Raw genomic sequence first — 24736 nt, forward strand, 5'->3', positions numbered from 1 at the left:
CAAAAAGGCCGTCTGAAACTTTTCAGACGGCCTTTTTTATTGGATTGGATAACTTAAAGCGTAAAGCCGCTTTCAAATGCGCGGATTTCTCCGCTGACAGGATCGGTAAACTCTATTCTTTTGGCCAGAAGTTTTAAAGGTTTATCATAGTCTTCATCACCGGCCGCCAATGGGGTAGGGTAAAGCGCATCGTTCATCAGCGGCATGTTCAAACTCATCATATGCACGCGGAGCTGGTGTTTCTTTCCGGTATGCGGCGTGAGGCGGTAGAGGCTGAACGCGCCGCGGTTTTCGATAAGTTCGATGGTTGTGTGGGCGTTGGGTTCGCCTTCCGTTTCACGCGTGAGAAAGAATTTTTCGCCGCGTTCCATTCGTGACGAAATATCCAGTGGATAGTCCAAGTCCGTCCGAGTCGGCGCAACCGCTTCATAGGTTTTTCGGACGGTTTTTTCTTGGAACATGGTCTGATAATCGCGACGCGTGGCAGGGTTGAGCGAAAGCAGCATAACGCCTGCCGTATCTTTATCCAAGCGATGAATCGGCGTAATGTCTTCAACATTCAAATGCTGCAATTCAGGCCGCAAACGCAGGCGCGTGAGCAAAGTTTCCCGCAAAAACCTGCCGCTGGGGATGACGGGCAGAAAATGCGGTTTGTCCACTACAATCAAATGCTCGTCAATATGCAAAATCTTTTCTTCAAACGGAATACGCGGCTCGCTCTCACGGCTGGTTTCACGGTAATAAAACATCGTCTTGCCGGGTTCGAACAAGGTATTTTCATCAAACGGCACGCCATCCGCGCCCACCACAAAACCGCTGTTCAGCCGCCGCCGCCAGTTTTCTTCGCCGACAAAGGGAAAATGAGCGCATAGAAAATGCAGCAGCGGCAAGCCGTAAAACTGCTTTTCGTGCGGCAAAACCAAATAACTGGGTTTGACACCGTCTAAAAGGGGTAGGGGATTGGTACGTTTTTTCATGCGGCGGATTGTACTCGGTTTTTAGGATTTTTTCAGACGGCCTTGTTTATATGGAAAATAAACTTCTAATAATAGATATGTATTGATGCAGGTTTTGTGTTTAAATAGCCTCTATAAATGGAACCAGATAAACTGGTTTTGTTTGAGCTTGCTTTTATGGCATAAATTACAGAAATGATAAAGAAGCAATTTTTGAGAAAAGGAGAATATTGTGCAGAAAAAAATCGGCATAATCATCATGTTATCTGTATTTTCCGTATCCGCTATGGCGGGAGGGGAAGTTCGGCTTGGCAAGAGTAAGGCATACGATAATGAGTATGAACTTGTGGTAGAGCATGAAGTCAATGAAGAAGGTTCACAATTAAATCAAGACGAGTATGCCGCACATCCAATACGCAACGATAGCGGCGTCATGCAGTCAGGGAAAGCGGCTTCAGGCAGACAAGCTGTTTCCCAATACGGAAAACCTAATTTGCCGCCTGTTCGCTTAAATCCGCATCCTTCACGACCTTGATTACAAAATCAAAGGGCTGCTCCATTTGTTTGGACAGCCCTTTTGTTTTGTTGGCTCACTCACATTTTCGTTTGCGCAAAACAAGTTTGTAATCAGTTTTGATACTGGTTTGATTGCCAATCATCTTAAAATCATCTATTAAACAACGGTTTTCCGTACATTTCAACGTGAAATCTGCACCGACCCTATGGCCGTCAAATTGTTTAAATGTTGCCCGGACGGTATGAGGAGAAGTGACCTTGACTTGCAAGGTTTTATGGAAGTTGTCAGGATGATCCTGACCAAAGCCCAAGTAGTAATGTATCGGCATATCACACACCATCTCCACATCGGGTTGCTTACGGATATTTGTGTCGGATTTATTGAATTTTCGGATGATTTTTTGTAGTTCAGACGTAGTAACACGATTGTGTTCAGAGCCTAAATCCACTTTGGTCAGATAAACCTTTTTGACTAAATCTATTTTCGTTTGATTATTTGTGGCCTTATTTGTAGCCATTGCTTGGGAGAAAAAGGGAGGGTAGTTTTTTCATATTGGGCAACTACTGGATGCTGAATCCCAATATCTCCTTCGCCGCCAACGACAGGATCAGCCTCACAGGCGGCATCCAATGGTTGGGTAGGCAGCCCGACCAGACGGACGGCAAACGGGAATCCTCCGGAAACACATCCACCTACGCCCATTTCGGCGCAGGCTTCGGCTTCTCCAAAGCCACGTCTTTAAACGCATCCGCACGCTTCAATATTTCAGGGCAGAGCAGCTCCGAACTGAAATTGGGCGTACAGCATACGTTTTAAGCAGGGCTTTGATTTTCCAACCTTATAAGCAAAGGGACTTTTATGAAAAAACAAATCACCGCAGCCATGATGATTCTGACGATGATTGCCGCTCCCACACTGGCAAACAGCTTCGACAATCAGACATTTGAAAACCAAGTGTTCCACACGCAGGCAGATACGCCTATGGAGTTGGCGGAGCTTTCTCAGGAGGAGATGAAAGAGACTGAGGGGGCGATGGCGCCGTTGGTGGCACTTGGGTATTTAACTAGGATAGGTACTTTTGTTGCTGCAAGATATGCAACCCCACGCGTTGCAGCCAGCCTGTTGCGTAATGGGTCATATCAAGCTGCTCATGTAGCACGTGCTAATCAAGCAAAAAATTTGGCAGCGCAAGTTCACGGAAGAAATAATATTCTTAGACATGGACCTAGTGGTCATGTAAATGGCACAGTAAATTACTCACATTATCAGGCTACGAAACCTAATCTTAACCTTAGTAGTTCGAGAGCTCATATTTTTTACGGACGCCAATTGGCTAAGACTCCAAAATAATTAGAATTTGTTGCGGGCTTGGGCAATAATTGCCCAAGCATATTGTGTATTTTAAGAGGGGTAGCGATGATAATTGAATTTGAAATTGATAGTACTAATAACGAGCAGGTTTCTTTTTTAAAAAATAGCCGTTGGTCAAGTTCTGAAATTATAAGAAAATTTCCAAATAATAAATTATTTTTTTCAAAAAATACGCTGCATTATAATAATGCGGACAAATTACTGTGCAGAACAGTCATTTTTCCGGAAGGGACGATTCTTTCCTACGAAGAGAATTCTAAAAAATTTAATTTACAGGTAAAAAATGCACAAAAAAATAATATTAAGTTGCAAGGTGGATATACACCTTCCACCGAACTGGTTCATGTAGTTCATAATCTTTGCTTGTTAGGAAATGTAGTTCTCCGTATCATAGGAGATAATACTGATCTGAATAATATGGAAAAAATAGAACTTAATTTTGAGAAGTTTGATAAGTATTTTTTTATATCGGAAGATATGGAAATAGTGTTTATAAATAAATAAACCAATTTCCAACCAAACCTGCTATCGGTTTGGTTGGAGGCAAGAGGAGGTAAGGTAGTGTTTCCTGTTATTTTCTTTTCGACATTGGGCTGTATTTTAGTATGGATAAAATATATGCCTAAAATAAAATCAAAAAAAATTTTGGGAAGATCCTTATATATTATAGGAATAATAAATGTAATAATCGGCTATGTATTAATTAAAAATATATTAGTTTCTGTTTCGGATGAAGTTGGAATAAAATATCTTGCAATATATTTATCAAATATTTTTTTTTTGGACAATCCTGATGATGGTATTCGTAAAAAGACTGTCTAAGAAGCGGTAAGGGCAGTAGGTCATGGTGCAACATGGTTTGCCCCTAATACCTGTTATATTCCTTACTATTTATACTATTAAGAATAATTATGTAAGAGGTCGTCTGAAAGCTTTTTCAGACGACCTCTTACATATATCTTTAGAAGGTATGATGATGTTAAAACGTATTTGTCTGTCAGTGCCGATTGCCGTTTCTTTATCCGGTCTTCTGAATGCTGCACCTATGTTTAACGATAATCCTGTTGTTTACGGAAAAATCAAAGTGCAAAGTTGGAAAGAGAGGCGCGATTTCAATATTGTAAAACAGGATTTGGATTTTTCCTGCGGGGCGGCTTCGGTGGCGACGCTTTTGAACAATTTTTACGGGCAAAAGCTGACGGAGGAAGAAGTGTTGAAAAAACTGGATAAGGAGCAGATGCGCGCGTCGTTTGAGGATATGCAGCGCATTATGCCTGATTTGGGTTTTGAAGCGAAAGGCTATGCCCTGTCTTTCGAGCAGCTCGCGCAGTTGAAAATCCCCGTCATCGTGTATTTGAAATACCGCAAGGATGATCATTTCTCGGTATTGCGCGGCATAGACGGCAATACGGTTTTGCTTGCCGACCCGTCGCTGGGTCATGTTTCCATGAGCAGGGCGCAGTTTTTGGATGCTTGGAAAACCCGTGAGGGAAATTTGGCAGGTAAAATTTTGGCTGTCGTACCGAAAAAAGCGGAGACGATTTCAAATAAATTGTTTTTTACACATCATCCCAAGCGGCAGACGGAATTTGCAGTCAAACAAATCAGGCTACGGCGTGTAGACTGAGTCAAAGGCCGTCTGAAAACTGTTTCAGACGGCCTTTTGATTTGTTCCCAACCTCACAAACCCTTAAAAATCAGCTATAATGCCCAACTATTTGATTTTCGCTTATCCCATATTGAAATGGCACAAAAAATTCAATCTGTAAAAGGTATGAATGACCTTTTACCTGTCGAACAAAAAGATTTCAAACTGACGGCTGCGTTTTGGCAGGCGTTTGAAGATACGGTCGGCCGTTGGACACGTGCTTACGGCTATCAGCAAATCCGTACGCCGATTGTTGAGCAAACCGGTTTGTTTGTCCGCTCCATCGGTGAGGAAACCGATGTGGTTGGCAAGGAAATGTACACCTTCTCCGATTCAAACGATTCTTTGAGTTTGAGCCTGCGCCCTGAAGGTACGGCTTCTTGTCTGCGTGCGGTGGTCGAACACAACCTTCTGTACAACAGCCCGCAAAAGCTGTGGTATATGGGGCCGATGTTCCGCCGTGAGCGTCCGCAAAAAGGCCGTTATCGTCAGTTCCATCAGGTCGGTATCGAGGCTTTAGGTTTTGAAGGGCCGGATATTGATGCGGAAATCATCGCGATGTCTGCCGACTTGTGGGAAAAATTAGGTATTCGCGAATACCTGACTTTGGAAATCAACAGCTTGGGCAACCGTGAGGAACGCGCGGCACACCGTGCGGCATTGGTTGAATATTTGACCCGCTATGAGGCGCAACTGGATGAAGACAGCAAACGCCGTCTGAAAACCAATCCTTTGCGCGTTTTGGATACGAAAAACCCTGATTTGCAGGAAATCTGCAACGCGGCGCCGCGTTTGGTGGATTACTTGGGCGAGGCTTCGCAAAACCACTATGTACGCTTCAAGGCGATGTTGGACGGTTTGGGTATTCAATATATTGAAAATCCGCGCTTGGTACGCGGTTTGGATTACTACAATCAGACGGTTTTTGAGTGGACGACCGACAAACTCGGCGCGCAGGCGACTGTGTGCGGTGGCGGCCGTTACGATGGTTTGATTGAAGAACTTGGCGGCAAACCTGCGCCGTCTATCGGCTTTGCAATGGGTATTGAGCGCCTGCTGCTTTTGGTGAGCGCGTACGGCTCGCTGGAAGTGAACGCCGCGCCTGATGTCTATGCAATGCACCAAGGCGAAGGCGCGGACTTGCAGGTGATGAAATACGCGCAAGCCTTGCGCGCTCAAGGCTTCAATGTGATGCAGCATTCCGGCTATCAGAGTCTGAAAGCGCAAATGAAAAAAGCAGACAACAGTGGCGCACGCTTTGCCCTGATTGTGGCTCAGGATGAGCTGGCAAACGGTACGGTTACCCTGAAAGATATGCAGGGCAAACACGAACAACAAACCGTTGCCGCCGCTGATTTGACAGACACTTTACAACAATGGAAGAACGCATAAATGGCAGCCCATTTGGAAGAACAACAAGAGTTAGACAACTTTAAATATTTTTGGAAAAAAACCGGCCGTTGGATCTTTGCCTTGCTGATCGTGGCGGCTTTGGGGTATTTGGGTTACACCATTTACCAAGGCCAAAAAGCGTCAAAAGATCAGGAAGCCGCCGCCGTATTGGCGCAAATGGTGGAAAAGGCGCAGCAAAAAACCGACCAAAAAGCCATCAATGCCGATTTGGCCGAATTGCAAAAAAACTATCCTGATTCTATTTCGACAGCCCAAGCCACTTTGATGGTAGCGGCAACCGAGTTTGATGCCGGCCGTTATGATGTGGCGGAAGGTCATTTGAATTGGGTGCTGAAAAACCAAAACGCACCGCTGGTTCAAGCTTTGGCGGCGCAACGTTTGGGCGTTGTCCTGTTGCAGCAGAAAAAATACGATGCCGCCATCAATGCCCTGAATACTCAGGTTGAGGCTGACTTCGAGCCTTTGATGCTGGAAACTAAAGGCGATGTTTACGTTGCCCAAAATAAAACCAAAGAAGCCGTACAAAGTTACGAAGCTGCTTTGAGCAAAATGCCGCAAACCGCAGTAGGCCGCGAATTGCTGCAAATGAAAATCGACAGCTTGAAATAAGTTTGTTTGAAATCAAGGCCGTCTGAAGTTGCAATGACTTTTCAGACGGCCTACACTTATCCTTATCAACTGTGTTTTTAAAACACCTGCTTGTGTTCCGCTCCCGTTTTTAGGCGGCACTTGACACAGAAAGACTCAATCATGAAACCAACCATCGCGCTTGTCGGCCGTCCCAATGTCGGCAAATCTACTTTATTCAACCGTTTGACGCGCACCAAAGACGCGCTCGTGCATGACTTGCCAGGCTTAACGCGTGACCGCCATTACGGTCATGGCAAAGTCGGCAGCAAACCTTATTTGGTCATCGATACCGGCGGTTTTGAGCCGGTTGTGGACAGCGGCATTTTGCACGAAATGGCAAAACAAACCTTGCAGGCTGTCGATGAAGCCGATGCGGTTGTGTTTTTGGTGGATGGTCGCACCGGTTTGACACCGCAAGATAAAATCATTGCCGACCGTTTGCGCCAAAGCCCGCGTCCCGTTTATTTGGCCGTGAATAAAGGCGAGGGCGGCAATAGGGCCGTGCTTGCCGCCGAGTTCTACGAACTTGCTTTGGGCGACCCTTATGTGATTTCAGGTGCGCACGGCGATGGTGTGTATTATTTGATTGAAGATATTTTGGAAACCTTCCCTGAGCCTGAAAAGGAAGAGGAAGAAGCGAAACATCCTGTTTTTGCTGTAATCGGCCGTCCAAATGTCGGTAAATCAACCTTGGTAAACGCCATTCTCGGCGAAGAGCGCGTGATTGCCTTCGATATGGCAGGCACGACGCGCGACAGTATCCATATTGATTTTGAACGTGAAGGCAAACCGTTTACCATCATCGATACCGCAGGTGTGCGCCGTCGCGGCAAAGTGGATGAAACAGTGGAAAAGTTCTCCGTTATCAAAGCCATGCAGGCGGTTGAGGCGGCAAACGTTGCTGTTTTGGTGTTGGACGCTCAACAAGATATCGCCGACCAAGATGCGACGATTGCAGGTTTTGCTTTGGAAGCAGGCCGTGCCTTGGTGGTGGCGGTCAACAAATGGGACGGTATCAGCGAAGAGCGCCGCGAGCAAGTGAAACGTGATATTAACCGCAAACTGTATTTCCTTGATTTTGCTAAGTTCCACTTTATTTCTGCATTGAAAGAGCGCGGTATAGACGGTTTGTTTGAAAGCATTCAGGCTGCCTACAATGCGGCGATGATTAAGATGCCGACGCCGAAAATCACGCGCGTATTGCAAAGTGCTATCGAGCGTCAACAGCCGCCGCGCGCAGGCTTGGTGCGTCCGAAAATGCGTTATGCCCACCAAGGCGGCATGAATCCGCCGGTGATTGTGGTACACGGCAATTCGCTGCACGCGATTTCAGACAGCTACACACGCTATCTGACCCAAACATTCCGCAAAGCCTTTAATCTTCAAGGCACGCCGCTCAGAATTCAATACAATGTTTCGGAAAACCCGTATGAAAATGCGGAAGACAAACCGAAGAAAAAACCGCTGCGCCGCGTCAGCCTGAGCAACCGTATCGAGAAGCGCGAAGGCCGCAAGGAAGAGAAAAACCGCTTCAAGAAGAAAAACAAAGTCAGCGTGAAAAAACAATTCAGCAAATAAGCATAAAGGCCGTCTGAACGATTTCAGACGGCCTTTTATGATGGAATGTAAGTTATTTATTTTTCATGATATTTATCTATTGGATTTTCCGGAATCAAAATACATAAAATCGGGATTGGGAAGGGGCGTGAAGATGAAAATGAAACAGTCGGTTTGTCGGGAATTTCCCTTATTGCTGGATTCCTAAACGGTGTGATAGAAAAAAATAGTTGGTAATTTATTCTATTCGGGGCTACAATCCCATCAAACGTCGATTTTGGCGTCTTTACAATCATAATAATGGAGCTCAAGAATATGACAGCTAAAGGACAAATGTTACAAGATCCTTTTTTGAATGCGTTGCGTAAAGAGCACGTTCCGGTTTCAATCTACTTGGTAAACGGCATCAAGCTGCAAGGCCAAGTGGAATCATTCGACCAGTACGTTGTTCTGCTGCGTAATACTTCCGTCACTCAAATGGTTTACAAACACGCTATCTCAACAATCGTTCCTGCACGCGCAGTCAGCCTGCAACACGAAAACAAACAACCTCAAGCCGCTGCCGCAGCTACTCCGGTTCAAGTTGAGACTGTGCAACAACCTGCCGAATAAATGATGTAACGCATTCCTGTTTTTCAATACCTTACCGCTTTTGCGGTAGGGTATTTTTATTTTCAGACGACCTTTATCATGCTGCTTGAAAACATTCTTCCCTTTGCACATTCCCTGTTACGACAAGCCTTAAAAGCAGGCGGCCGTGCTTTGGATGCGACGGCCGGAAACGGACATGATACTTTGCTGTTGGCGCAATTGGTTGGCGAAACGGGTAAGGTGTGGGCTTTTGATGTGCAATCTAAAGCACTGGCGCAGACTCAAGGCCGTCTGAAAGAAAACGGCGTAGATGGCCGAGTAGCCCTGATACATGACGGCCATGAAAACGTTTTATCTTATATCGACGAGCCTTTAGATGCCGCAGTATTTAATTTCGGTTGGCTGCCGGGCGGCGATAAAAGCTGTACGACTGAAGCGGCAAGCAGCATCCGTGCGCTGACGGATACTTTGGGTTTGCTGAAAGAGGGCAGGCTTGCCGTGGCGGTATTGTATCCGGGGCATGAAGCCGGCCGAATAGAGGCTGAGGCGATTATGCAATGGGCGGAGGCTTTGCCGCAGGAAGCCTTTGCCGTGTTGCGCTATGGCTTTGTCAACCGCCGCAATGCGCCGCCCTATCTGCTGGCGGTTGAAAAGTTGCGTCAGAAATAGATGTTTGCGGTAAAATAGCCGCTTTAATTCCTTCTATCGACAAGAAACTGTTATGCAATACCTGTTCGTCAAATACAGCCACCAGATTTTTGTAACCATTACCATTTTGCTGTTTAACATCCGCTTTTTCATGCTTTGGCGTCATCCTGAAAAACCGTTGGCAGGCATTTGGAAAGCCATGCCGCATTTGAACGACACCATGTTGCTGTTTACCGGCTTGTGGCTAATGAAGATTACCCATTTTTCGCCGTTCAATGCACCGTGGCTCGGCATGAAAATCCTGCTGTTGCTGGTTTATATTGTGTTGGGCATGATTATGATGCGTTCGCGTCCGCGTTCGCCGAAATTTTATATCGTCTATGTTTTGGCCATGTCGTGTGTTGCCACGATTGTTTTTCTTGCCAAAACCAAAACACTGCCGTTTTAAAAGAGGCCGTCTGAAATGTATCCGCATTTTGCCGTTGTCGCTTTGGGCAGTAATCTTGCCAATCCTGCCGAACAGGTTCGCGCCGCTTTGGCCGAATTGGACGCGCATCCGCATATCCGGCTCGAAAAGGCTTCTTCCCTGTATCTGACTGCGCCGGTCGGCTATGACAATCAGCCCGATTTTGTGAACGCCGTGTGTGCCGTGAAAACTTCATTGGACGGCGTGGCGCTGTTGGCAGAGTTAAACCGCATCGAGGCGGAATTTGGGCGAGAGCGTAGCTTCCGTAATGCGCCGCGCACCTTGGATTTGGACATCATCGATTTTGACGGTATCCGCAGCGATGATCCGCATCTGACCTTGCCGCATCCGCGCGCGCATGAGCGCAGTTTTGTGATGTTGCCGCTGGCAGAAATCCTTCCGGATTTCGAGTTGGGCGAGCATGGCCGTGCGGCTGATTTGGCTCAGGCTTTGGGCGGGCAGGGTATTCGCCTGTTGAAAGAATAAAGGCCGTCTGAAAAACAGGCTGAAACAAGAAAGGGCGTGTTGGACACGCCTTTTTTGCTATAAAATATTGTTGGGAAACACATTACAAAGAGTTACTATGAATCCTCGTTATATTGTTGTCGAAGGCGCCATCGGTAGCGGCAAGACTGCTTTGAGCCGCCGCTTGGCAGAGCATTTCAGTGCGTTGCTGTTGTCGGAAAATCCGGATCATAATCCGTTTCTTATGAAGTTTTACAGTAATGTTTCCAATAATGGTTTGGCTGCCGAGCTTTTCTTCCTGACGCGCCGCGCTGAAAGCGTGAATATTATTGAAGACCAATGTGCGCAAGGCGGAATGGTTGTGGCTGACTTTTTATTGGAAAAAGACCGTATTTTTACGCCTATCGTTTTGAATAATGACGAGCAGCAGCTTTTTGCCGATATGAAGCAACGTATTTTGCCGCAATACGCGGAACCCGATGTGGTAATTTATCTGCAAACCGCCGTCGAAAACAACCGCAAACGCCTGCAAAAACGTCACGAAGGCATTATCAGCTTGTTTCCTGAAGGCTATTTGGGACGGGTGCATGACGAATACAGTCATTTCTTCCATTTGTATCAAAGCGCGCCTTTGCTGACCGTCAATGCTGATGAGTTGGATTTGGCCGGCAATGACGACCACTTCCAGCTTTTGTTGCGCGCATTGGAAGATTTTCAAGGTACGCGCAGTTATTTGAATTTAAGCGAAAAATAAACGAAGGCTAGGTTTAGGCCGTCTGAAAGGAATAATATGTCAAAATATCAATTCACACTCCCATCTTCTTCCGGCAGCGATTTTAACTCCGCCGAACATTTGCCGTTGGTTGTCTATTTTTATCCTAAAGACAGTACTCCCGGCTGTACCACCGAAGGCTTGGATTTCAATGCCCGATTGGAGCAATTCAAAGCATTGGGCTATACCGTTGTCGGCATTTCGCGCGACGGTGTCAAATCGCATCAGAATTTCTGCACTAAACAAGGCTTCCAGTTTGAATTGTTGAGCGACAAAGAAGAAACCGTCTGCAAGCTGTTTGACGTGATCAAGCTGAAAAAGCTTTACGGCAAAGAATCCCTCGGCATCGAGCGCAGCACCTTTGTGCTGGACGAAAACGGCGAAATCGCTCATGAATGGCGCAAAGTCAAAGTGGCCGGACACGCGCAGGAAGTTTTGGATACAATCTCTCAAGCCTCTTAATAGGGCTTTGAAAACCTAAGGCCGTCTGAACGGATGTAAAGTCATGCCGTTCAGACGGCCTTTCAATCAGTTTGATGAATATGGACGATTTAATAGACAAGTTGCTTGAATCCCTTTGGCTGCAAGACCGGCTCAGCCACAATACGCTGCAAAGTTACCGCCGTGATTTGGTCAAAATCGCTGCGCGTTTGGCTGAGGTTGGACAGGATTGGTTGAGTGCCGATGAGTTTGCCCTGTCTGATGCCGTGTATGCGGAGGGGGAAAAAAACACGTCCCAAGCGCGGGCATTGTCGGCTTGCAAGCGCATGTACGGCTGGTTGGAAGAAACGGGACAAAGGGCAGACAATCCCACCCGTTTTCTCAAAGCACCGAAATCGGAACGCAAACTGCCCACGCTGATTACCGAAGCCCAAATCGACGCGCTGCTGGCTGCGCCGGATGTGGAAACGCCGCATGGACTGCGCGACAAAGCCTTGCTTGAAGTCATGTATGCAACAGGTTTGCGTGTAACCGAAGCCGTCAAATTGACGCTCAGCGATATCGATTTGCATCGCGGCAGTATCCGCACCATAGGCAAGGGCGACAAATTGCGTCTGGTTCCACTGGGGCAGGAAGCGGTATATTGGGTGGAACGCTATTGCAACGAATCGCGCCCGGTGTTGCTGAAAAACAAAATTTGCGACGAAGTGTTTGTCAGCCAGAAACGCAGCGGCATCAGCCGTCAGCTTGCATGGATGATAGTCAAAGAATATGCCGAAGCGGCCGGTATTGCTTCGCTCAGCCCGCACGGTTTGCGCCATGCTTTTGCCACACATTTGGTCAATCACGGCGTTGATTTGCGCTCGGTCCAGATGATGTTGGGACATTCCGACATCAATACCACGCAGATTTATACCCATGTGGCCAATATCCGTTTGAAAAACATGGTTGATGAACATCATTCCCGTTCATAAATAAAGGCGGCATTTCGAAGATGCCACTTTTTGTTCTTGAGGCCATCTGAACGGTTATAAAGTTTACTATTTATAAAATAACAATCAAAATACAAATTTACATAGAAAAATTTCAAAACAAAAGGACAGCGCCAATATTGCAATGCAAACCGTTTTTATTTATATTTACGTTCAAGAATAAATCCTACTCTCAATTACAGAGGGTAACAAAATTATTGGAGCACATCATGTTTGTCTGCATCTGCAACGCCATTACTGACCACGACATCAAAGAGACCATCGCCGCCGGTGCAACCACCATGAGCGATTTGCAGGCTCAATTGGGCGTGGCGACTTGTTGCGGTTGCTGCGGTGAATTGGCTGCATCGTTTCTGACTGCGAGCAGTGCCCAAAATACCGTGACTGCCGGTATCAACGTTCAGTCTTAATTCAGAATACACATAAAGGCCGTCTGAAGGCGTTATCTCGCGCCTATTCAGACGGCCTTTGTCATGCCTGTATGGTTTGGCGGCATTTTGCTATACAATGGTCGCTTTTGTCCCTCCGAGAGTAACCGCTATGAAACTGACCTTGATGTTTCGGGAGTATTGCAGCCTGTGCCACAAAATGCGCGAACAATTAAAGCCTTATCAGGATCAGTTTGGATTTGAGCTGGATATTGTCGATGTTGATGAAGATCCGGTTTTAGAAGAAAAGTACAATGAGCTGGTGCCTGTTTTGTTGGATGGCGATACCGAAATCTGCCATTGGTTTTTGGACGAAGAAAAACTGAAAGCGCATTTGAGCGCGTAACAAACCGTTGACCATATTATCTTTCAGACGGCCTTTGGCTGTTTATGCCGTCTGAACATTGATTTTATTATGACTGAAAAACTTTCTCCCGATGCGCTGATTGAAGCGGCGCTGTTGACGCAAATCGAACCCTTAAACGAAAAAGCCATGCGCGAATTGTGCGTGCCGCCGTTGTCGCAAGACAAGCTGATTGATGTGTTGGCGCAACTGAAGGCCCGCTGGCAGGGCAGGGCTTTGCAATTGGTGCATACCCATGAGGGCTGGCGCTTCCAAATCGCCCAAGCTGCGTTTGAACGACTGGGCAGCCTGCAAGAGCAGCGTGCGCCGCGTTATTCCCGCGCCGTAATGGAAACGCTGGCGATTATTGCCTATCAGCAACCAGTAACGCGTGGCGATATCGAAGGCATACGCGGCGTGGCGGTGTCGCAAAATGTCATGCAAACCTTGCAGGATAGAGGCTGGATTGAAGTCATCGGCCACCGTGATTCTGTCGGCCGTCCGGCTTTGTGGGCGACAACGGCAACATTCTTAAGCGATTTGCGTTTGGAAAGTTTGGAAGAATTGCCGCCGCTGACTGAATTGGGCGAGCTGGTGTTGCCTGATTTGATGGAAACGCCGCCGACAGGCGATGAGGAGGCTGAAGAAGCAGTAGAGCCTGGAAGCAGGCTGATTAATTGATTTAAATGTAAAGGCCGTCTGAAGCAATTGTGTTTCAGACGGCCTTTGTGTTGGTTATTCTAGCGTTTTATGGCATTAAATGAACGCTCTATATCTCTATATCATTGAATACGTCAGCCGGGGTAACAATATAGCGTGGTGTATTGGGCAGTTTCTTAAAAAATAATTTGTTTAAAATAAATATCTTAGATAAAACATAAGAAAAATCTGATTCAAACTATAAAAAATCTTAGTTATAATCAGCATATCTAAAGCTATTCCGCATAAGCGCGGGTGATTTACTAAGGAATACTGCAATGCTGTTGGCACTTTCTTTGCGTGATTTTGTCATTGTTGAAAACCTGAATCTTGATTTTCAAAACGGCTTTACCGTTTTAACGGGCGAAACCGGCGCAGGCAAATCGATTACCCTGGATGCAATCGGCCTGTTGTTGGGCGACAAAGCCGATTACAGCCAAGTGCGCAACGGCGCCAAAGAGGCGCAGTTGTCGGCTTTGTTCGACATCAGCAGTTTGCCCGAATTGAAAGCGCAGCTGCAGGAGCAAGGTCTTTTGGAAGAAGATGCGGAAGAGCTCAGCATCCGCCGTATTATCGATGTCAAGGGCAAAAGCCGCAGTTATATCAATAACCAAGCGGCAACGCTGGCGCAGTTGAAAGCCATCGGCGAGCAGTTAATCGATATTCACGGCCAAAACGCCCATCATTCGTTGAATCAAGAGTCTGCGCAACGCGAGTTGTTGGACGCATTTGCCGGCAGCAAAGAGCAGGCGGAAACAGTCAAGCAGCTTTATCAAAATTGGGTCAATGCGAAAAAAGCCCTGCAAGAAGCACAAGAGCAGGCAGAAACCATGGCCATCGAACGCGAGCGTTTGGAATGGCAGTTTAATGAATTAAACCAATTGGAGCTCAAACCCAACGAATGGGAAACCTTAAGCCAAAGCCACGACAGCCTGGCGCATTCGGCCGAGTTGCTGCAAACCGCCGAGCAGGTGGGCGAAAGCATAGACGGCGACAACGGCATCCAACGTCAAATCTACCAATGCCAAAAACTGCTGGGCAATCTGCAAAACATTGAGCCGCGCTTTGCCGAAAGCCTGAATATGTTGGCGAGTATTGAAGCCGAGTTGGGGGAAATCAGTGCCAATATGCGCGATGTGGCCGGCCGCAGCGATATCGATCCGAATGAATTGGCCGCACAAGAAAGCCGTATGGGCGAATTGATGAGCATGGCGCGCAAATACCGCATTGAGCCGGAAGAGTTGCCGCAAAAGTTGGCAGAAATTGACGAGCGCCTGCAAAACCTGCAAGCGGCTGCCGATTTGGAAGCCTTGGAAAATACAGTCGCACGCAATCTTGCCGAATACCACGAAGCCGCTCACGTTCTCTCCGCCATGCGCCATCAGGCGGCCGGCCGTTTGGGCGAAGAGACCACCGAGCATATGCAACATTTGGCCATGAAGGGCGCACGTTTTGACATCGTCTTGTTGCCGTCTTCGCCGACCGCGCATGGTCTGGAGCAGGTGCAATTCCAAGTGGCGGCAAATAAAGGCAATCCGTCCCGTCCTTTGAACAAAGTGGCTTCCGGCGGCGAATTGGCGCGTATCAGCTTGGCTTTGCAAGTGGTTGCCAGCCAATACACGCAAGTGCCGACATTGATTTTTGATGAAGTAGATACCGGTATCGGTGGCGGCGTCGCCGAAATGGTCGGTAAAGCTTTGCGTGCCTTGGGTAAAAAACATCAAGTTTTGGCGGTAACCCATCTTCCCCAAGTCGCCTCTTGCGGTGAAAACCATTGGCAGGTGCGCAAACATAGCGAAGGCGAACAAACCGTCAGCGAAATCAGCGTATTGGATCATCATCAGCGCATTGAGGAAATCGCGCGTATGTTGGGCGGCGAAATCATTACCGACACTACACGCAGCCATGCTGCCGAACTCTTGCATCTGGCCGCCGCCTAAAAGCCTTAAGGCCGTCTGAAAATGAAATTCAGACGGCCTTTTCCGTATTTTGCGCCCTTTCAGACAAGCAGAATACAAGGTATGATTATAGCGTCTGTTTACAAGGAAATTTTGATGAAAGTCCTGTTTATCGCCGATCCGATGGCAAGTTTTAAAACCTATAAAGACACTACTTACGCCATGATGCGTGAAATGGCAAAACGCGGTTGGCAGCTTTTTCATACCTTGAGCGGAGAATTATCCGTCCGTGAAGGCTGGGTAGTGGCTCAGGCAGCGGCATTTGAGTTTGTCGGTGCGAAGAACGATGACGATCACGAATGGTTTAAAGCAGAGGCAAAAGTTCAGACGGCCTTAAAAGATTTTGATGCGGTCATTATGCGCACTGATCCGCCGTTTGATATGCAATATCTGTATGCGACCCAGTTTTTGACGTTGGCACAGCAGCAGGGCGCAAAAGTATTTAACAGCGGACAAGCAATGCGCGATTTCAATGAGAAATTGGCGATTTTGAACTTCAGCCAGTTTACCGCGCCCACTTTGGTTACAACACGTTCCGCCGATGTCCGTGCCTTTTTGAAAGAACACGGCGACATCATCATCAAACCTTTGGACGGCATGGGCGGTATGGGCATTTTCCGCCTGACCGAATCCGACCCCAATATCGGCAGTATTTTGGAAACCCTGATGCAGCTTGATTCACGTACCATCATGGCGCAACGTTATATTCCTGAAATCGTACATGGTGACAAGCGCATTCTGATTATTGGTGGGGAAGTTGTTCCGTATGCTTTGGCGCGTATTCCGCAAAACGGAGAAACGCGCGGCAACTTGGCTGCCGGCGGTCGCGGCGTGGCACAGGAATTGAGCGAGCGCGACCGTGAAATTGCAGAAACCCTGGCGCCTGAATTGAAACGCCGCGGTATTTTGCTTGCCGGTTTGGATGTCATCGGCAGCAACCTGACTGAAGTCAACGTAACCAGCCCGACCGGCTTCCAAGAAATCATGAAGCAAAAAGATTTCGACGTTGCCGCCATGTTCGCAGATGCCGTGGCATCTTGGGCAAAACAATAAACCCAAAGGCCGTCTGAAAATTGACCTGACTGTTTCTTTTCAGACGGCATTCTAATATTGAGTATATGATGGAACCATCTTCCTACGCATCTGAAAAAAAAGGAAAAAACGGTATCAAGCGCATCATTAATGCATTTGGTTATTCCAAAGACGGACTGGCTGCCGCGTATCGTTATGAAAGCGCATTTCGCCAAGTTTTTTGGTTGAACTTGATTTTAATTGTCTTGGCGTTGTTTCTTGATTTCGGCTCGGTTACCAAAATGGTGCTTGTTGTCGCATCGTTTATTTCACTGATTACCGAATTGTTTAATACAGCCATCGAAGCAGCCGTTGACCATACCTCTACTGAAAAACACGAGCTGGCCAAGCGTGCCAAAGATGCCGGTTCGGCCGCGCAACTGATGGCTTTGTTAATGTTATTTATTGTTTGGATTGTTGCATTAACTGCTTAGAAATGTGGTAATATGGTAATTCATTAGGATTAGATAGTATTAGTTAATCTATATCAAAGTTTTCAGACGGCCTTCGGTTGTAAGATGAAGGCCGTATATTCCAGCCATGTGGCAAACATAAGGAGCAAAACATGAAAAAATTAATGGCAACCCTGATTCTGGCAGGCTTGGCAACTTCCGTATCTGCAGCCGGTATCCATATTGAAGACGGTTGGGCACGTGCTACCGTTGAAGGTATGAAAATGGGTGGCGCATTCATGAAAATCCAAAACGATGAAGCCAAACAAGACTTCTTGGTAGGCGGCAGCAGTCCTGTTGCCGAACGTGTTGAAGTACACACTCACGTGAACGACAACGGCGTTATGCGTATGCGCGAAGTTAAAGGCGGCGTGCCTTTGGCTGCAAAAGGCGTAACCGAGCTGAAACCAGGCAGCTACCACGTTATGTTCATGGGTCTGAAAAAACAATTGAAAGAAGGCGAAAAAGTGCCTGTAACCCTGAAATTCAAAAATGCGAAACCTCAAACTGTCGAGCTGGAAGTGAAAACCGCACCTAAAGCCGACATGCACCAAGACCACGGTGCACACGGTGGTGCACATCAGCACTAATTGCTTGAATTTGCATATAAAGGCCGTCTGAAAGTCATTGGGCTTTCAGACGGCCTTTTCTGTCGTTAAATCAAAATGTGCTAAAATCACGCTTTAAAAAATGTATTTGAAACCCACATTCCACTCATGAATACTACCAACACACCAACAAACATCATCGTCGGCCTCTCCGGCGGCGTCGATTCATCCGTTACCGCAGCCCTGCTCAAACAGCAAGGCCATCAAATCAGCGGCGTGTTCATGCAGAACTGGGAAGATGACGACAACGACGAATATTGCAGCATCAAACAAGACTCCTTTGATGCCATTGCCGTTGCCGATATCATCGGAATCGATATCGACATCGTCAATTTTGCCGCGCAATATAAAGACAACGTATTTGCCTATTTCCTCAAAGAATACAGCGCAGGCCGCACGCCAAATCCGGATGTCTTGTGCAATGCCGAAATCAAATTCAAATGCTTTTTGGACTATGCCATAGAGCAGGGCGCCGATACCATTGCCACCGGACACTATGCCCGCAAAGAAGTTCGCAACGGCGTGCATTACCTGCTCAAAGGCTTGGATCAAAATAAAGACCAAAGCTATTTCCTGTACCGCCTCAAGCCTTTCCAACTTGAGCGCGCGATTTTCCCATTGGGCGAGTTGGAAAAGCCTGAAGTCCGCCGTCTTGCCGAAGAATTCAAATTACCGACTGCAACCAAAAAAGACAGTACCGGTATTTGCTTTATCGGCGAACGCCCGTTCCGCGAATTTCTGCAAAAATACCTTCCGACCAATAATGGCAAAATGGTTACCCCTGAGGGCAAAGTAGTTGGCGAACACGTCGGCTTGATGTTTTACACGCTGGGCCAACGCAAAGGCTTGGGTATCGGCGGCGCAGGCGAACCATGGTTTGTCGCGGCCAAGGATTTGACCAAAAACGAACTGATTGTCGTCCAAGGCCATGACCATCCTTTGCTTTATACGCAAAGCCTGGTGATGAACGATTTGAGTTTCACATTGCCCGAACGCCCGAAAGAAGGACGCTATACCTGCAAAACGCGCTACCGCATGGCCGACGCACCTTGTACGTTGCGCTACTTGGATGATGAAACCATCGAGCTTGTCTTTGACGAGCCGCAATGGGCGGTAACGCCCGGACAATCTGCGGTACTGTATGACGGCGATGTGTGCTTGGGCGGCGGTATCATCATGTCCACCGACAAGCCTGTCATTATTACTGCTTAATAAAAGGGCCGTCTGAAAACGAAGCGGCGGATTGAATAAAGCCTTCAGACGGCCTCGATTCCAAAAAACGACTCAATAAAAGACTGATTAATATGGAAAAACTCTGGCTCAAAAGCTATGAACAAGGCGTAAGCCCTGAAATCGATATCTCTCAATACAGCTCCATCAGCGACGTATTCCGTCAAAGTGTCGAAAAATTTGCGGATAAACCTGCTTTTCAAAACATGGGTAAAACGCTGACTTATGCCGAAGTAGGCAAGTTGGCGACCAATTTTGCGTCTTACCTGCAAAACGTATTGAAACTGCCGCGCGGTGAGCGCGTGGCGATTATGATGCCGAACGTTTTGCAATATCCGATTGCGCTTTTCGGTATTCTGCAGGCCGGTTTGGTGGCAGTGAATACCAATCCGCTTTATACGCCGCGCGAGTTGGAACATCAGTTGAAAGACAGCGGCGCGACAACGATTGTCGTGTTGGAGAACTTTGCCAATACGCTGGAGTTGGTGTTGCCGCGTACGCAAATCAAACATGTGATTGTCGCGTCGGTCGGCGAGATGTTCGGCATGATTAAAGGCGCGTTGATGAACTTTGTCATCCGCAAAGTGAAAAAAATGGTGCCGGAATACCGCATTCCCAATACCGTGACTTTTCAGACGGCCTTGAAACAAGGTGCAGCAAATACGTTCAAGCCTGTCGAATTGACGCGCGACGATACTGCCTTGCTGCAATATACAGGCGGTACAACCGGTTTGGCGAAAGGCGCCGTCCTCAGTCACGGCAATATCTGCGCCAATATGTTGCAGGCAAAAGAATGGATTAAAAACAGCCTGCACGAAGGCAAAGAAACGGTTATTGCCGCGTTGCCGCTTTATCATATCTTTGCCTTGACGGTAAACCTGATGATCTTTGCGAATACCGGTTCTAAAATCATCCTGATTACCAATCCGCGCGATATGAAGGGGTTTATCGGTGAATTGAAAAAAGAGCCGATTAGCGTGTTTATTGGTGTGAATACTCTGTTTAATGCGATGGTCAACCGTCCGGATTTTGCCGAAGTTGATTTTTCCCGTTTGAAGCTGACTTTGGGCGGCGGTATGGCAACGCAAAAAGCCGTGGCGGAAAAATGGAAACAAATTACCGGTACGCCGATTGTGGAAGCTTACGGTTTGACCGAGGCCAGTCCGGGTGTGTGCTGTAATCCTTTGAATATCGAAGCATATAGCGGCGGTATTGGTCTGCCTGTTTCTTCAACCGAGGTCGAATTGCGTGATGCGGACGGTAAGGAAGTACCGATCGGACAACCGGGTGAATTGTGGGTGCGCGGCCCGCAAGTGATGAAAGGCTATTGGAACCGTCCGGAAGAAACCGCCAAAGCAATCGATGCGCGCGGCTTTTTGGAGACCGGCGACATTGCTGTAATGGATGAAAAAGGCTGGTTGAAGCTGGTTGACCGCAAAAAAGATTTGATTGTGGTATCTGGTTTCAATGTGTATCCGAACGAAATCGAAGAAGTGGTGGCCGGCAATGACAAAGTCTTGGAAGTCGCCTGTATCGGCGTGAAAAGTGAGAAAACAGGCGAAGCGATTAAAGTCTTCGTTGTACGCAAAGACCCATCTTTAACTAAGGAAGAGCTAATCGATTTCTGCCGCAAAGAACTGACGGCTTATAAAGTGCCGAAAGACATCGAATTCCGTGACGAGTTGCCAAAATCCAACGTTGGCAAAATCCTGCGCCGCGAGCTGCGCTGATATATAGAATCAGTATGATAAGGCCGTCTGAAAACGCTATTTTCAGACGGCCTGAAGCTTTTGCCGTTTGCCAGAATATGTTGCTTCAAGTTAAAATCACACATTCCAACATGGGTATCACATCATGACTAAATTTATTTTCGTAACCGGCGGCGTTGTATCTTCTTTGGGTAAAGGTATCGCCGCCGCTTCTATTGCTACTATTCTCGAGTCGCGTGGCTTGAACGTGACCATGCTTAAGCTCGACCCGTATATCAACGTTGACCCAGGTACCATGAGCCCGTTTCAACACGGCGAAGTATTCGTGACCGATGACGGCGCAGAAACCGACCTCGACTTGGGGCACTATGAGCGTTTCATCAACGCCATCATGACCCGCCGCAACAGCTTCAGTACCGGCCAAGTCTATGAAAACGTGATTGCCAAAGAGCGCCGCGGCGACTATCTGGGCGGTACCGTACAAGTGATTCCGCACATTACCGATGAAATCAAACGCCGTATCCATGAGGGTGCGGCAGGTTATGATGTGGCGATTGTCGAAATCGGCGGTACAGTCGGCGATATCGAATCGTTGCCATTCTTGGAAGCCATCCGCCAAATGCGCAGCCAGCTCGGCCGCAACAATACATTGTTTGCCCATCTGAGCTATGTTCCTTACATTGCCGCTGCAGGCGAAATCAAAACCAAACCGACCCAGCATACCGTTAAAGAAATGTTGAGCATCGGTTTGCAACCGGACATCCTGATCTGCCGTATGGACAGAGAAATGCCTGCGGACGAGCGCCGTAAGATTGCATTGTTCTGTAACGTTGAAGAACGTGCCATCGTGGGCAGCTACGACGTGGACAGTATTTACGAATGCCCTGAAATGCTGCATAACCAAGGCATCGACAGCATTATCACCGAGCAGCTCCAACTGAATGTCAAACAAGCTGATTTGACCGAATGGAAGAAAATCGTTCATGCGATTCAAAATCCGAAACATACCGTCAAAATCGCGATGGTCGGCAAATACGTTGATTTGACCGAGTCCTACAAATCATTGATCGAAGCCCTGAAACATGCGGGTATTCACACTGAAACCGACGTACAAATTACCTTCGTCGACAGCGAAAGCATCGAGAAGGGCAATGGCGACGTTTCCATGCTCAAAGACATGGATGCGATTTTGGTGCCGGGCGGCTTCGGTTCACGCGGCGTAGAAGGCAAAATTGCCGCCGTACGTTATGCACGTGAAAACAACGTACCATACTTGGGCATCTGCTTGGGTATGCAAATTGCCCTGATTGAGTACGCCCGCGACGTCGCAGGCTTGAAGGGTGCGAACTCTACCGAGTTTGACTTGAAATGCGCCGCGCCTGTCGTTGCACTGATTGACGAATGGCAAACTGCCGACGGCAGCGTAGAAACCCGTGACGAATCTGCCGATTTGGGCGGTACCATGCGTTTGGGTGCGCAAGAAGTTGACCTCAAACCGGGCAGCCTTGCCGCAAAAATCTACGGCAGCGAACACATCCGCGAACGCCATCGCCACCGCTACGAGGTCAACAACAATTATGTTCCTCAGTTGGAAAAAGCCGGTTTGGTCATCGGCGGCGTATCCTCAGGCCGCGAGCGTTTGGTTGAAACCATCGAATTGCCGAATCATCCTTGGTTCTTCGCGTGTCAGTTCCATCCGGAATTTACTTCCAATCCGCGCAAAGGCCATCCTTTGTTCAGTGCGTTTGTGAAAGCCGCGTTGGGTAACAAAAAAGCCTGATTGATGTGATTGAAAAAGCACCCGTTATCCGGGTGCTTTTTTGTTTTCAGACGGCCTTAGAAGTTATTTGTCTTCATTGACTTCGCGGTCGTTTAAAGGTTGTACGGGACGGTTGTTTTCGCCGCCGATAATGTCGCGCATGGCTTTAAACTGCGCCGCATCTGCCTGAACCGGAGTTTTTAAGACAACCCAAGTCACGTTTTCGCTGCAAGGCGGCGTTGTCAGCGAGCCTTTCAGCTGGAAGGACTTGCTATCTTTAGGCAGCAGAGCTTGGATATTCAAGTTTTTCAACGTTACGGATTCGCCTGCTTTCAGTTTTTTTGCAGTGAGTGCGGACAAGGCAGGGTTGTTTTTGCCCGGTTTAAATACAGAGCCGATGACTGCCAAAGTACCGTCTTCGGCTTGATGGACGAAATGCGCTTCCATCGGGAAATGTTTGCCTTTGAAAGCATGTTCGCTCGGCGTATGGAAGTGGAATTGTTTGAAGGTATAGGTTTTACCGTTAATCACGATGGTTTGAGCCTTGCCTTGCGGCGTGGCTTGAAGGGTATGGCCGTTATTTTCTACTTTTATCAAGCAATCATTTTTGATTAAATGATTGCAATAAGAGGGTTGATTGTCTTTGTTGTCACTTTGAATATGAGAGGCCGTCTGAAATTTCTTTCAGACGGCCTGTTTTATTTGATTATGTTGTAAAAAGTCTAAACTCTAATGAATAAAAGTGTTTCTCAAGATGAAAGTAGTTGTTTGTAGCGTTGGAAAACATTAATATTGCTAAACGTGTTTTCACGAGATTTTAACTTTGTTTTGGAGAGAATAATGAAAAAATCGATTATCGCTTTGGTTATTGCCGGTTTGCCGCTGGCTGCATCTGCAGAAGTGATTCTGTATGGTCAAATCAAAAGCAGCGTGACCGTCGGTCAGGTCAAAATCAAAGGTGATGCAGGTTCTGAAACCAGCTCCACCGCAACCAGCATCAATGACAATACCTCCCGCATCGGTTTCAAAGGCAGCGAGAACTTGGGCGGCGATTTGAAAGCCATCTGGCAAGTTGAACAAAAAACAGCCATTACCGGCGGTTCTCAAGGTTTTGCCACTCGTGATTCCTTCATCGGCCTGCAAGGTAACTTCGGTAAGATTCGCGCCGGTAAACTCAGCAATATGCTGAATGAAATGGACACCATCGATCCATGGATGTACAAAACCAATGCCGCAGGCTTGGGCATCTTTACCCGTACCGGTAACCGTAACGCCGCTGTACGCTACGACAGTCCGGATTTCGGCGGGTTCAAATTCAACGTGTCTTACGCACCGCGCGACAACCGTAATCCTTCAGACAAATACACGCACACCAAACCGGCCAAAGACCAATACACCGGCGGCGTGAGCTTCTCTAAAAACGGCTTTACCGCCAATGCAGCTTACGGCCACTACAACGGCGCGTACACCGACAAGTCAGGCAAAGTCAAAGCGGCACAAATCGCCAAAGTCGAAACTTATTACGATAAAGACAATCTCTTTGTCGGCGGCGGCGTACACTATGCCAAGGGCCATGAGACAGGCAACGAATATTTAGGCTATTTCACCGATGGTTTTAATGAGTACAAGGGTAGTGACATTACTGTCGATACAGGCAAATCTGAAGCCGTAAAAGTAGTTGATGCAGCGGTAACTGTCGGCTACAAATTCGGCAACGTGACCCCACGCATTACTTACGCACACGGCTGGCCTGCCAAGGGCGTGAACAGCGGCGAGAAATTGGTGGATAAATTCGACCAAGTCGTTGTCGGCGGTCAATACACCTTCAGCAAACGCACCGGCATCAATGCCCAACTGGCGTATCTGAAAGTCGGCAACAAAACCCGTCTGACTGCGGCCAACAAAGGCGGCGTTGAACAAAAAGCCGCTTCTGTGGGCCTGTATCACAAATTCTAAGCTGTCTCTAAAGACAAGGCCGTCTGAAAAATTTCAGACGGCCTTTTAGTTGATTA

General features: G+C 47.5%; 28 protein-coding genes and 2 pseudogenes. 27 read left to right on the forward strand and 3 right to left on the reverse strand.

The features are described from left to right. Window positions 1-53: 53 nt before the first annotated feature. Entirely contained in the window at window positions 54-977 is a 924-nt protein-coding gene (locus HMPREF2675_RS06010; RefSeq protein ID WP_070814394.1) for an RluA family pseudouridine synthase, read from the reverse strand. Window positions 978-1188: 211 nt separating this feature from the next. On the opposite strand from HMPREF2675_RS06010, the gene HMPREF2675_RS06015 reads away from it, so the two are divergent. Further along, window positions 1189-1491, forward strand: a complete 303-nt coding sequence (locus HMPREF2675_RS06015; RefSeq protein WP_070814395.1) for a hypothetical protein — start codon at window positions 1189-1191, stop codon at window positions 1489-1491. 55 nt (window positions 1492-1546) lie between these two features. Here the strand turns inward: HMPREF2675_RS06015 and HMPREF2675_RS06020 are convergent, their stop codons facing one another. Next, window positions 1547-1990: a hypothetical protein gene (locus HMPREF2675_RS06020; protein WP_283127804.1), complete on the reverse strand. Its 444-nt coding sequence runs from the start codon at window positions 1988-1990 to the stop codon at window positions 1547-1549. A gap of 38 nt (window positions 1991-2028) precedes the next feature. Here HMPREF2675_RS06020 and HMPREF2675_RS06025 point away from each other — a divergent pair. The 25 genes and pseudogenes from HMPREF2675_RS06025 to HMPREF2675_RS06145 all read left to right on the forward strand — a co-directional run. Beyond that, window positions 2029-2289 (forward strand): annotated as a pseudogene (locus HMPREF2675_RS06025) (meta-pathway of phenol degradation family protein); the annotation flags it as partial. A 42-nt stretch (window positions 2290-2331) separates the two neighbouring features. Then, window positions 2332-2823, forward strand: coding sequence for a hypothetical protein (locus tag HMPREF2675_RS11395; protein WP_168167156.1), 492 nt, complete (start codon window positions 2332-2334; stop codon window positions 2821-2823). A gap of 66 nt (window positions 2824-2889) precedes the next feature. Then, entirely contained in the window at window positions 2890-3348 is a 459-nt protein-coding gene (locus tag HMPREF2675_RS06035) for a hypothetical protein (RefSeq protein ID WP_070713041.1), read from the forward strand. 57 nt (window positions 3349-3405) lie between these two features. Next, window positions 3406-3676 (forward strand): annotated as a pseudogene (locus HMPREF2675_RS06040) (hypothetical protein). Between the two features lie 138 nt (window positions 3677-3814). After that, window positions 3815-4471 (forward strand): C39 family peptidase, encoded by a 657-nt coding sequence (locus tag HMPREF2675_RS06045; protein ID WP_070814397.1) that lies wholly within the window; start codon window positions 3815-3817, stop codon window positions 4469-4471. A 117-nt stretch (window positions 4472-4588) separates the two neighbouring features. Beyond that, window positions 4589-5884, forward strand: coding sequence for a histidine--tRNA ligase (hisS, locus tag HMPREF2675_RS06050; protein WP_070814490.1), 1296 nt, complete (start codon window positions 4589-4591; stop codon window positions 5882-5884). Next, complete coding sequence (locus HMPREF2675_RS06055; protein WP_070461416.1) at window positions 5885-6514, forward strand: YfgM family protein; 630 nt, start codon at window positions 5885-5887, stop codon at window positions 6512-6514. 141 nt (window positions 6515-6655) lie between these two features. Continuing rightward, a complete protein-coding gene (der, locus tag HMPREF2675_RS06060) occupies window positions 6656-8113 on the forward strand; it encodes a ribosome biogenesis GTPase Der (RefSeq protein WP_070814398.1) in 1458 nt (485 codons plus the stop codon). A gap of 294 nt (window positions 8114-8407) precedes the next feature. Next, window positions 8408-8704 (forward strand): RNA chaperone Hfq, encoded by a 297-nt coding sequence (hfq, locus tag HMPREF2675_RS06065; protein ID WP_070814399.1) that lies wholly within the window; start codon window positions 8408-8410, stop codon window positions 8702-8704. A 78-nt stretch (window positions 8705-8782) separates the two neighbouring features. Further along, window positions 8783-9352 carry a tRNA 5-(aminomethyl)-2-thiouridylate-methyltransferase MnmM gene (locus HMPREF2675_RS06070; RefSeq protein WP_070814400.1) on the forward strand — a complete coding sequence of 190 codons (570 nt, stop codon included), beginning with the start codon at window positions 8783-8785 and terminating at the stop codon, window positions 9350-9352. Between the two features lie 52 nt (window positions 9353-9404). Continuing rightward, window positions 9405-9779, forward strand: a complete 375-nt coding sequence (locus HMPREF2675_RS06075; protein ID WP_003745905.1) for a SirB2 family protein — start codon at window positions 9405-9407, stop codon at window positions 9777-9779. Window positions 9780-9794: 15 nt separating this feature from the next. Then, window positions 9795-10283: a 2-amino-4-hydroxy-6-hydroxymethyldihydropteridine diphosphokinase gene (gene folK, locus HMPREF2675_RS06080; protein ID WP_070814401.1), complete on the forward strand. Its 489-nt coding sequence runs from the start codon at window positions 9795-9797 to the stop codon at window positions 10281-10283. Between the two features lie 97 nt (window positions 10284-10380). Beyond that, a complete protein-coding gene (locus HMPREF2675_RS06085) occupies window positions 10381-11016 on the forward strand; it encodes a deoxynucleoside kinase (RefSeq protein WP_070645075.1) in 636 nt (211 codons plus the stop codon). Window positions 11017-11052: 36 nt separating this feature from the next. Then, window positions 11053-11496: a peroxiredoxin gene (locus HMPREF2675_RS06090; protein WP_004519440.1), complete on the forward strand. Its 444-nt coding sequence runs from the start codon at window positions 11053-11055 to the stop codon at window positions 11494-11496. Window positions 11497-11576: 80 nt separating this feature from the next. Beyond that, window positions 11577-12449 carry a site-specific tyrosine recombinase XerD gene (xerD, locus tag HMPREF2675_RS06095; RefSeq protein WP_070814402.1) on the forward strand — a complete coding sequence of 291 codons (873 nt, stop codon included), beginning with the start codon at window positions 11577-11579 and terminating at the stop codon, window positions 12447-12449. Between the two features lie 227 nt (window positions 12450-12676). Beyond that, the gene (locus HMPREF2675_RS06100) at window positions 12677-12877 is read left to right on the forward strand and encodes a (2Fe-2S)-binding protein (RefSeq protein WP_003681978.1); all 201 of its coding nucleotides are present in this window, start codon (window positions 12677-12679) and stop codon (window positions 12875-12877) included. A gap of 130 nt (window positions 12878-13007) precedes the next feature. After that, a complete protein-coding gene (locus HMPREF2675_RS06105; protein ID WP_070814403.1) occupies window positions 13008-13241 on the forward strand; it encodes a glutaredoxin family protein in 234 nt (77 codons plus the stop codon). Window positions 13242-13310: 69 nt separating this feature from the next. After that, on the forward strand, window positions 13311-13919 hold the full coding sequence (locus HMPREF2675_RS06110) for an SMC-Scp complex subunit ScpB (protein WP_070814404.1): 609 nt from the start codon (window positions 13311-13313) through the stop codon (window positions 13917-13919). Between the two features lie 296 nt (window positions 13920-14215). Continuing rightward, entirely contained in the window at window positions 14216-15877 is a 1662-nt protein-coding gene (gene recN, locus HMPREF2675_RS06115; protein WP_070814405.1) for a DNA repair protein RecN, read from the forward strand. A gap of 114 nt (window positions 15878-15991) precedes the next feature. After that, window positions 15992-16948, forward strand: coding sequence for a glutathione synthase (gshB, locus tag HMPREF2675_RS06120; protein WP_003745922.1), 957 nt, complete (start codon window positions 15992-15994; stop codon window positions 16946-16948). Window positions 16949-17016: 68 nt separating this feature from the next. Beyond that, complete coding sequence (locus HMPREF2675_RS06125) at window positions 17017-17400, forward strand: diacylglycerol kinase (protein ID WP_070814406.1); 384 nt, start codon at window positions 17017-17019, stop codon at window positions 17398-17400. 131 nt (window positions 17401-17531) lie between these two features. Further along, entirely contained in the window at window positions 17532-18008 is a 477-nt protein-coding gene (locus HMPREF2675_RS06130) for a copper chaperone PCu(A)C (RefSeq protein WP_070814407.1), read from the forward strand. Between the two features lie 126 nt (window positions 18009-18134). Next, window positions 18135-19238 carry a tRNA 2-thiouridine(34) synthase MnmA gene (gene mnmA / locus HMPREF2675_RS06135; RefSeq protein WP_070814408.1) on the forward strand — a complete coding sequence of 368 codons (1104 nt, stop codon included), beginning with the start codon at window positions 18135-18137 and terminating at the stop codon, window positions 19236-19238. Between the two features lie 92 nt (window positions 19239-19330). Continuing rightward, the gene (locus HMPREF2675_RS06140) at window positions 19331-20986 is read left to right on the forward strand and encodes an AMP-binding protein (RefSeq protein WP_070814409.1); all 1656 of its coding nucleotides are present in this window, start codon (window positions 19331-19333) and stop codon (window positions 20984-20986) included. A 124-nt stretch (window positions 20987-21110) separates the two neighbouring features. Beyond that, entirely contained in the window at window positions 21111-22745 is a 1635-nt protein-coding gene (locus tag HMPREF2675_RS06145; RefSeq protein ID WP_070814410.1) for a CTP synthase, read from the forward strand. Between the two features lie 63 nt (window positions 22746-22808). Here HMPREF2675_RS06145 and HMPREF2675_RS06150 read toward each other — a convergent pair whose 3' ends face one another. After that, entirely contained in the window at window positions 22809-23384 is a 576-nt protein-coding gene (locus HMPREF2675_RS06150) for a carbonic anhydrase (protein WP_283127807.1), read from the reverse strand. A gap of 180 nt (window positions 23385-23564) precedes the next feature. Here HMPREF2675_RS06150 and HMPREF2675_RS06155 point away from each other — a divergent pair, with 180 nt between their 5' ends. Next, window positions 23565-24680, forward strand: a complete 1116-nt coding sequence (locus tag HMPREF2675_RS06155) for a porin (RefSeq protein WP_070814411.1) — start codon at window positions 23565-23567, stop codon at window positions 24678-24680. Window positions 24681-24736 lie beyond the last annotated feature (56 nt).

This window comes from Neisseria sp. HMSC061H08, assembly GCF_001836795.1.
Taxonomy (GTDB): Bacteria; Pseudomonadota; Gammaproteobacteria; order Burkholderiales; family Neisseriaceae; genus Neisseria; species Neisseria subflava_A.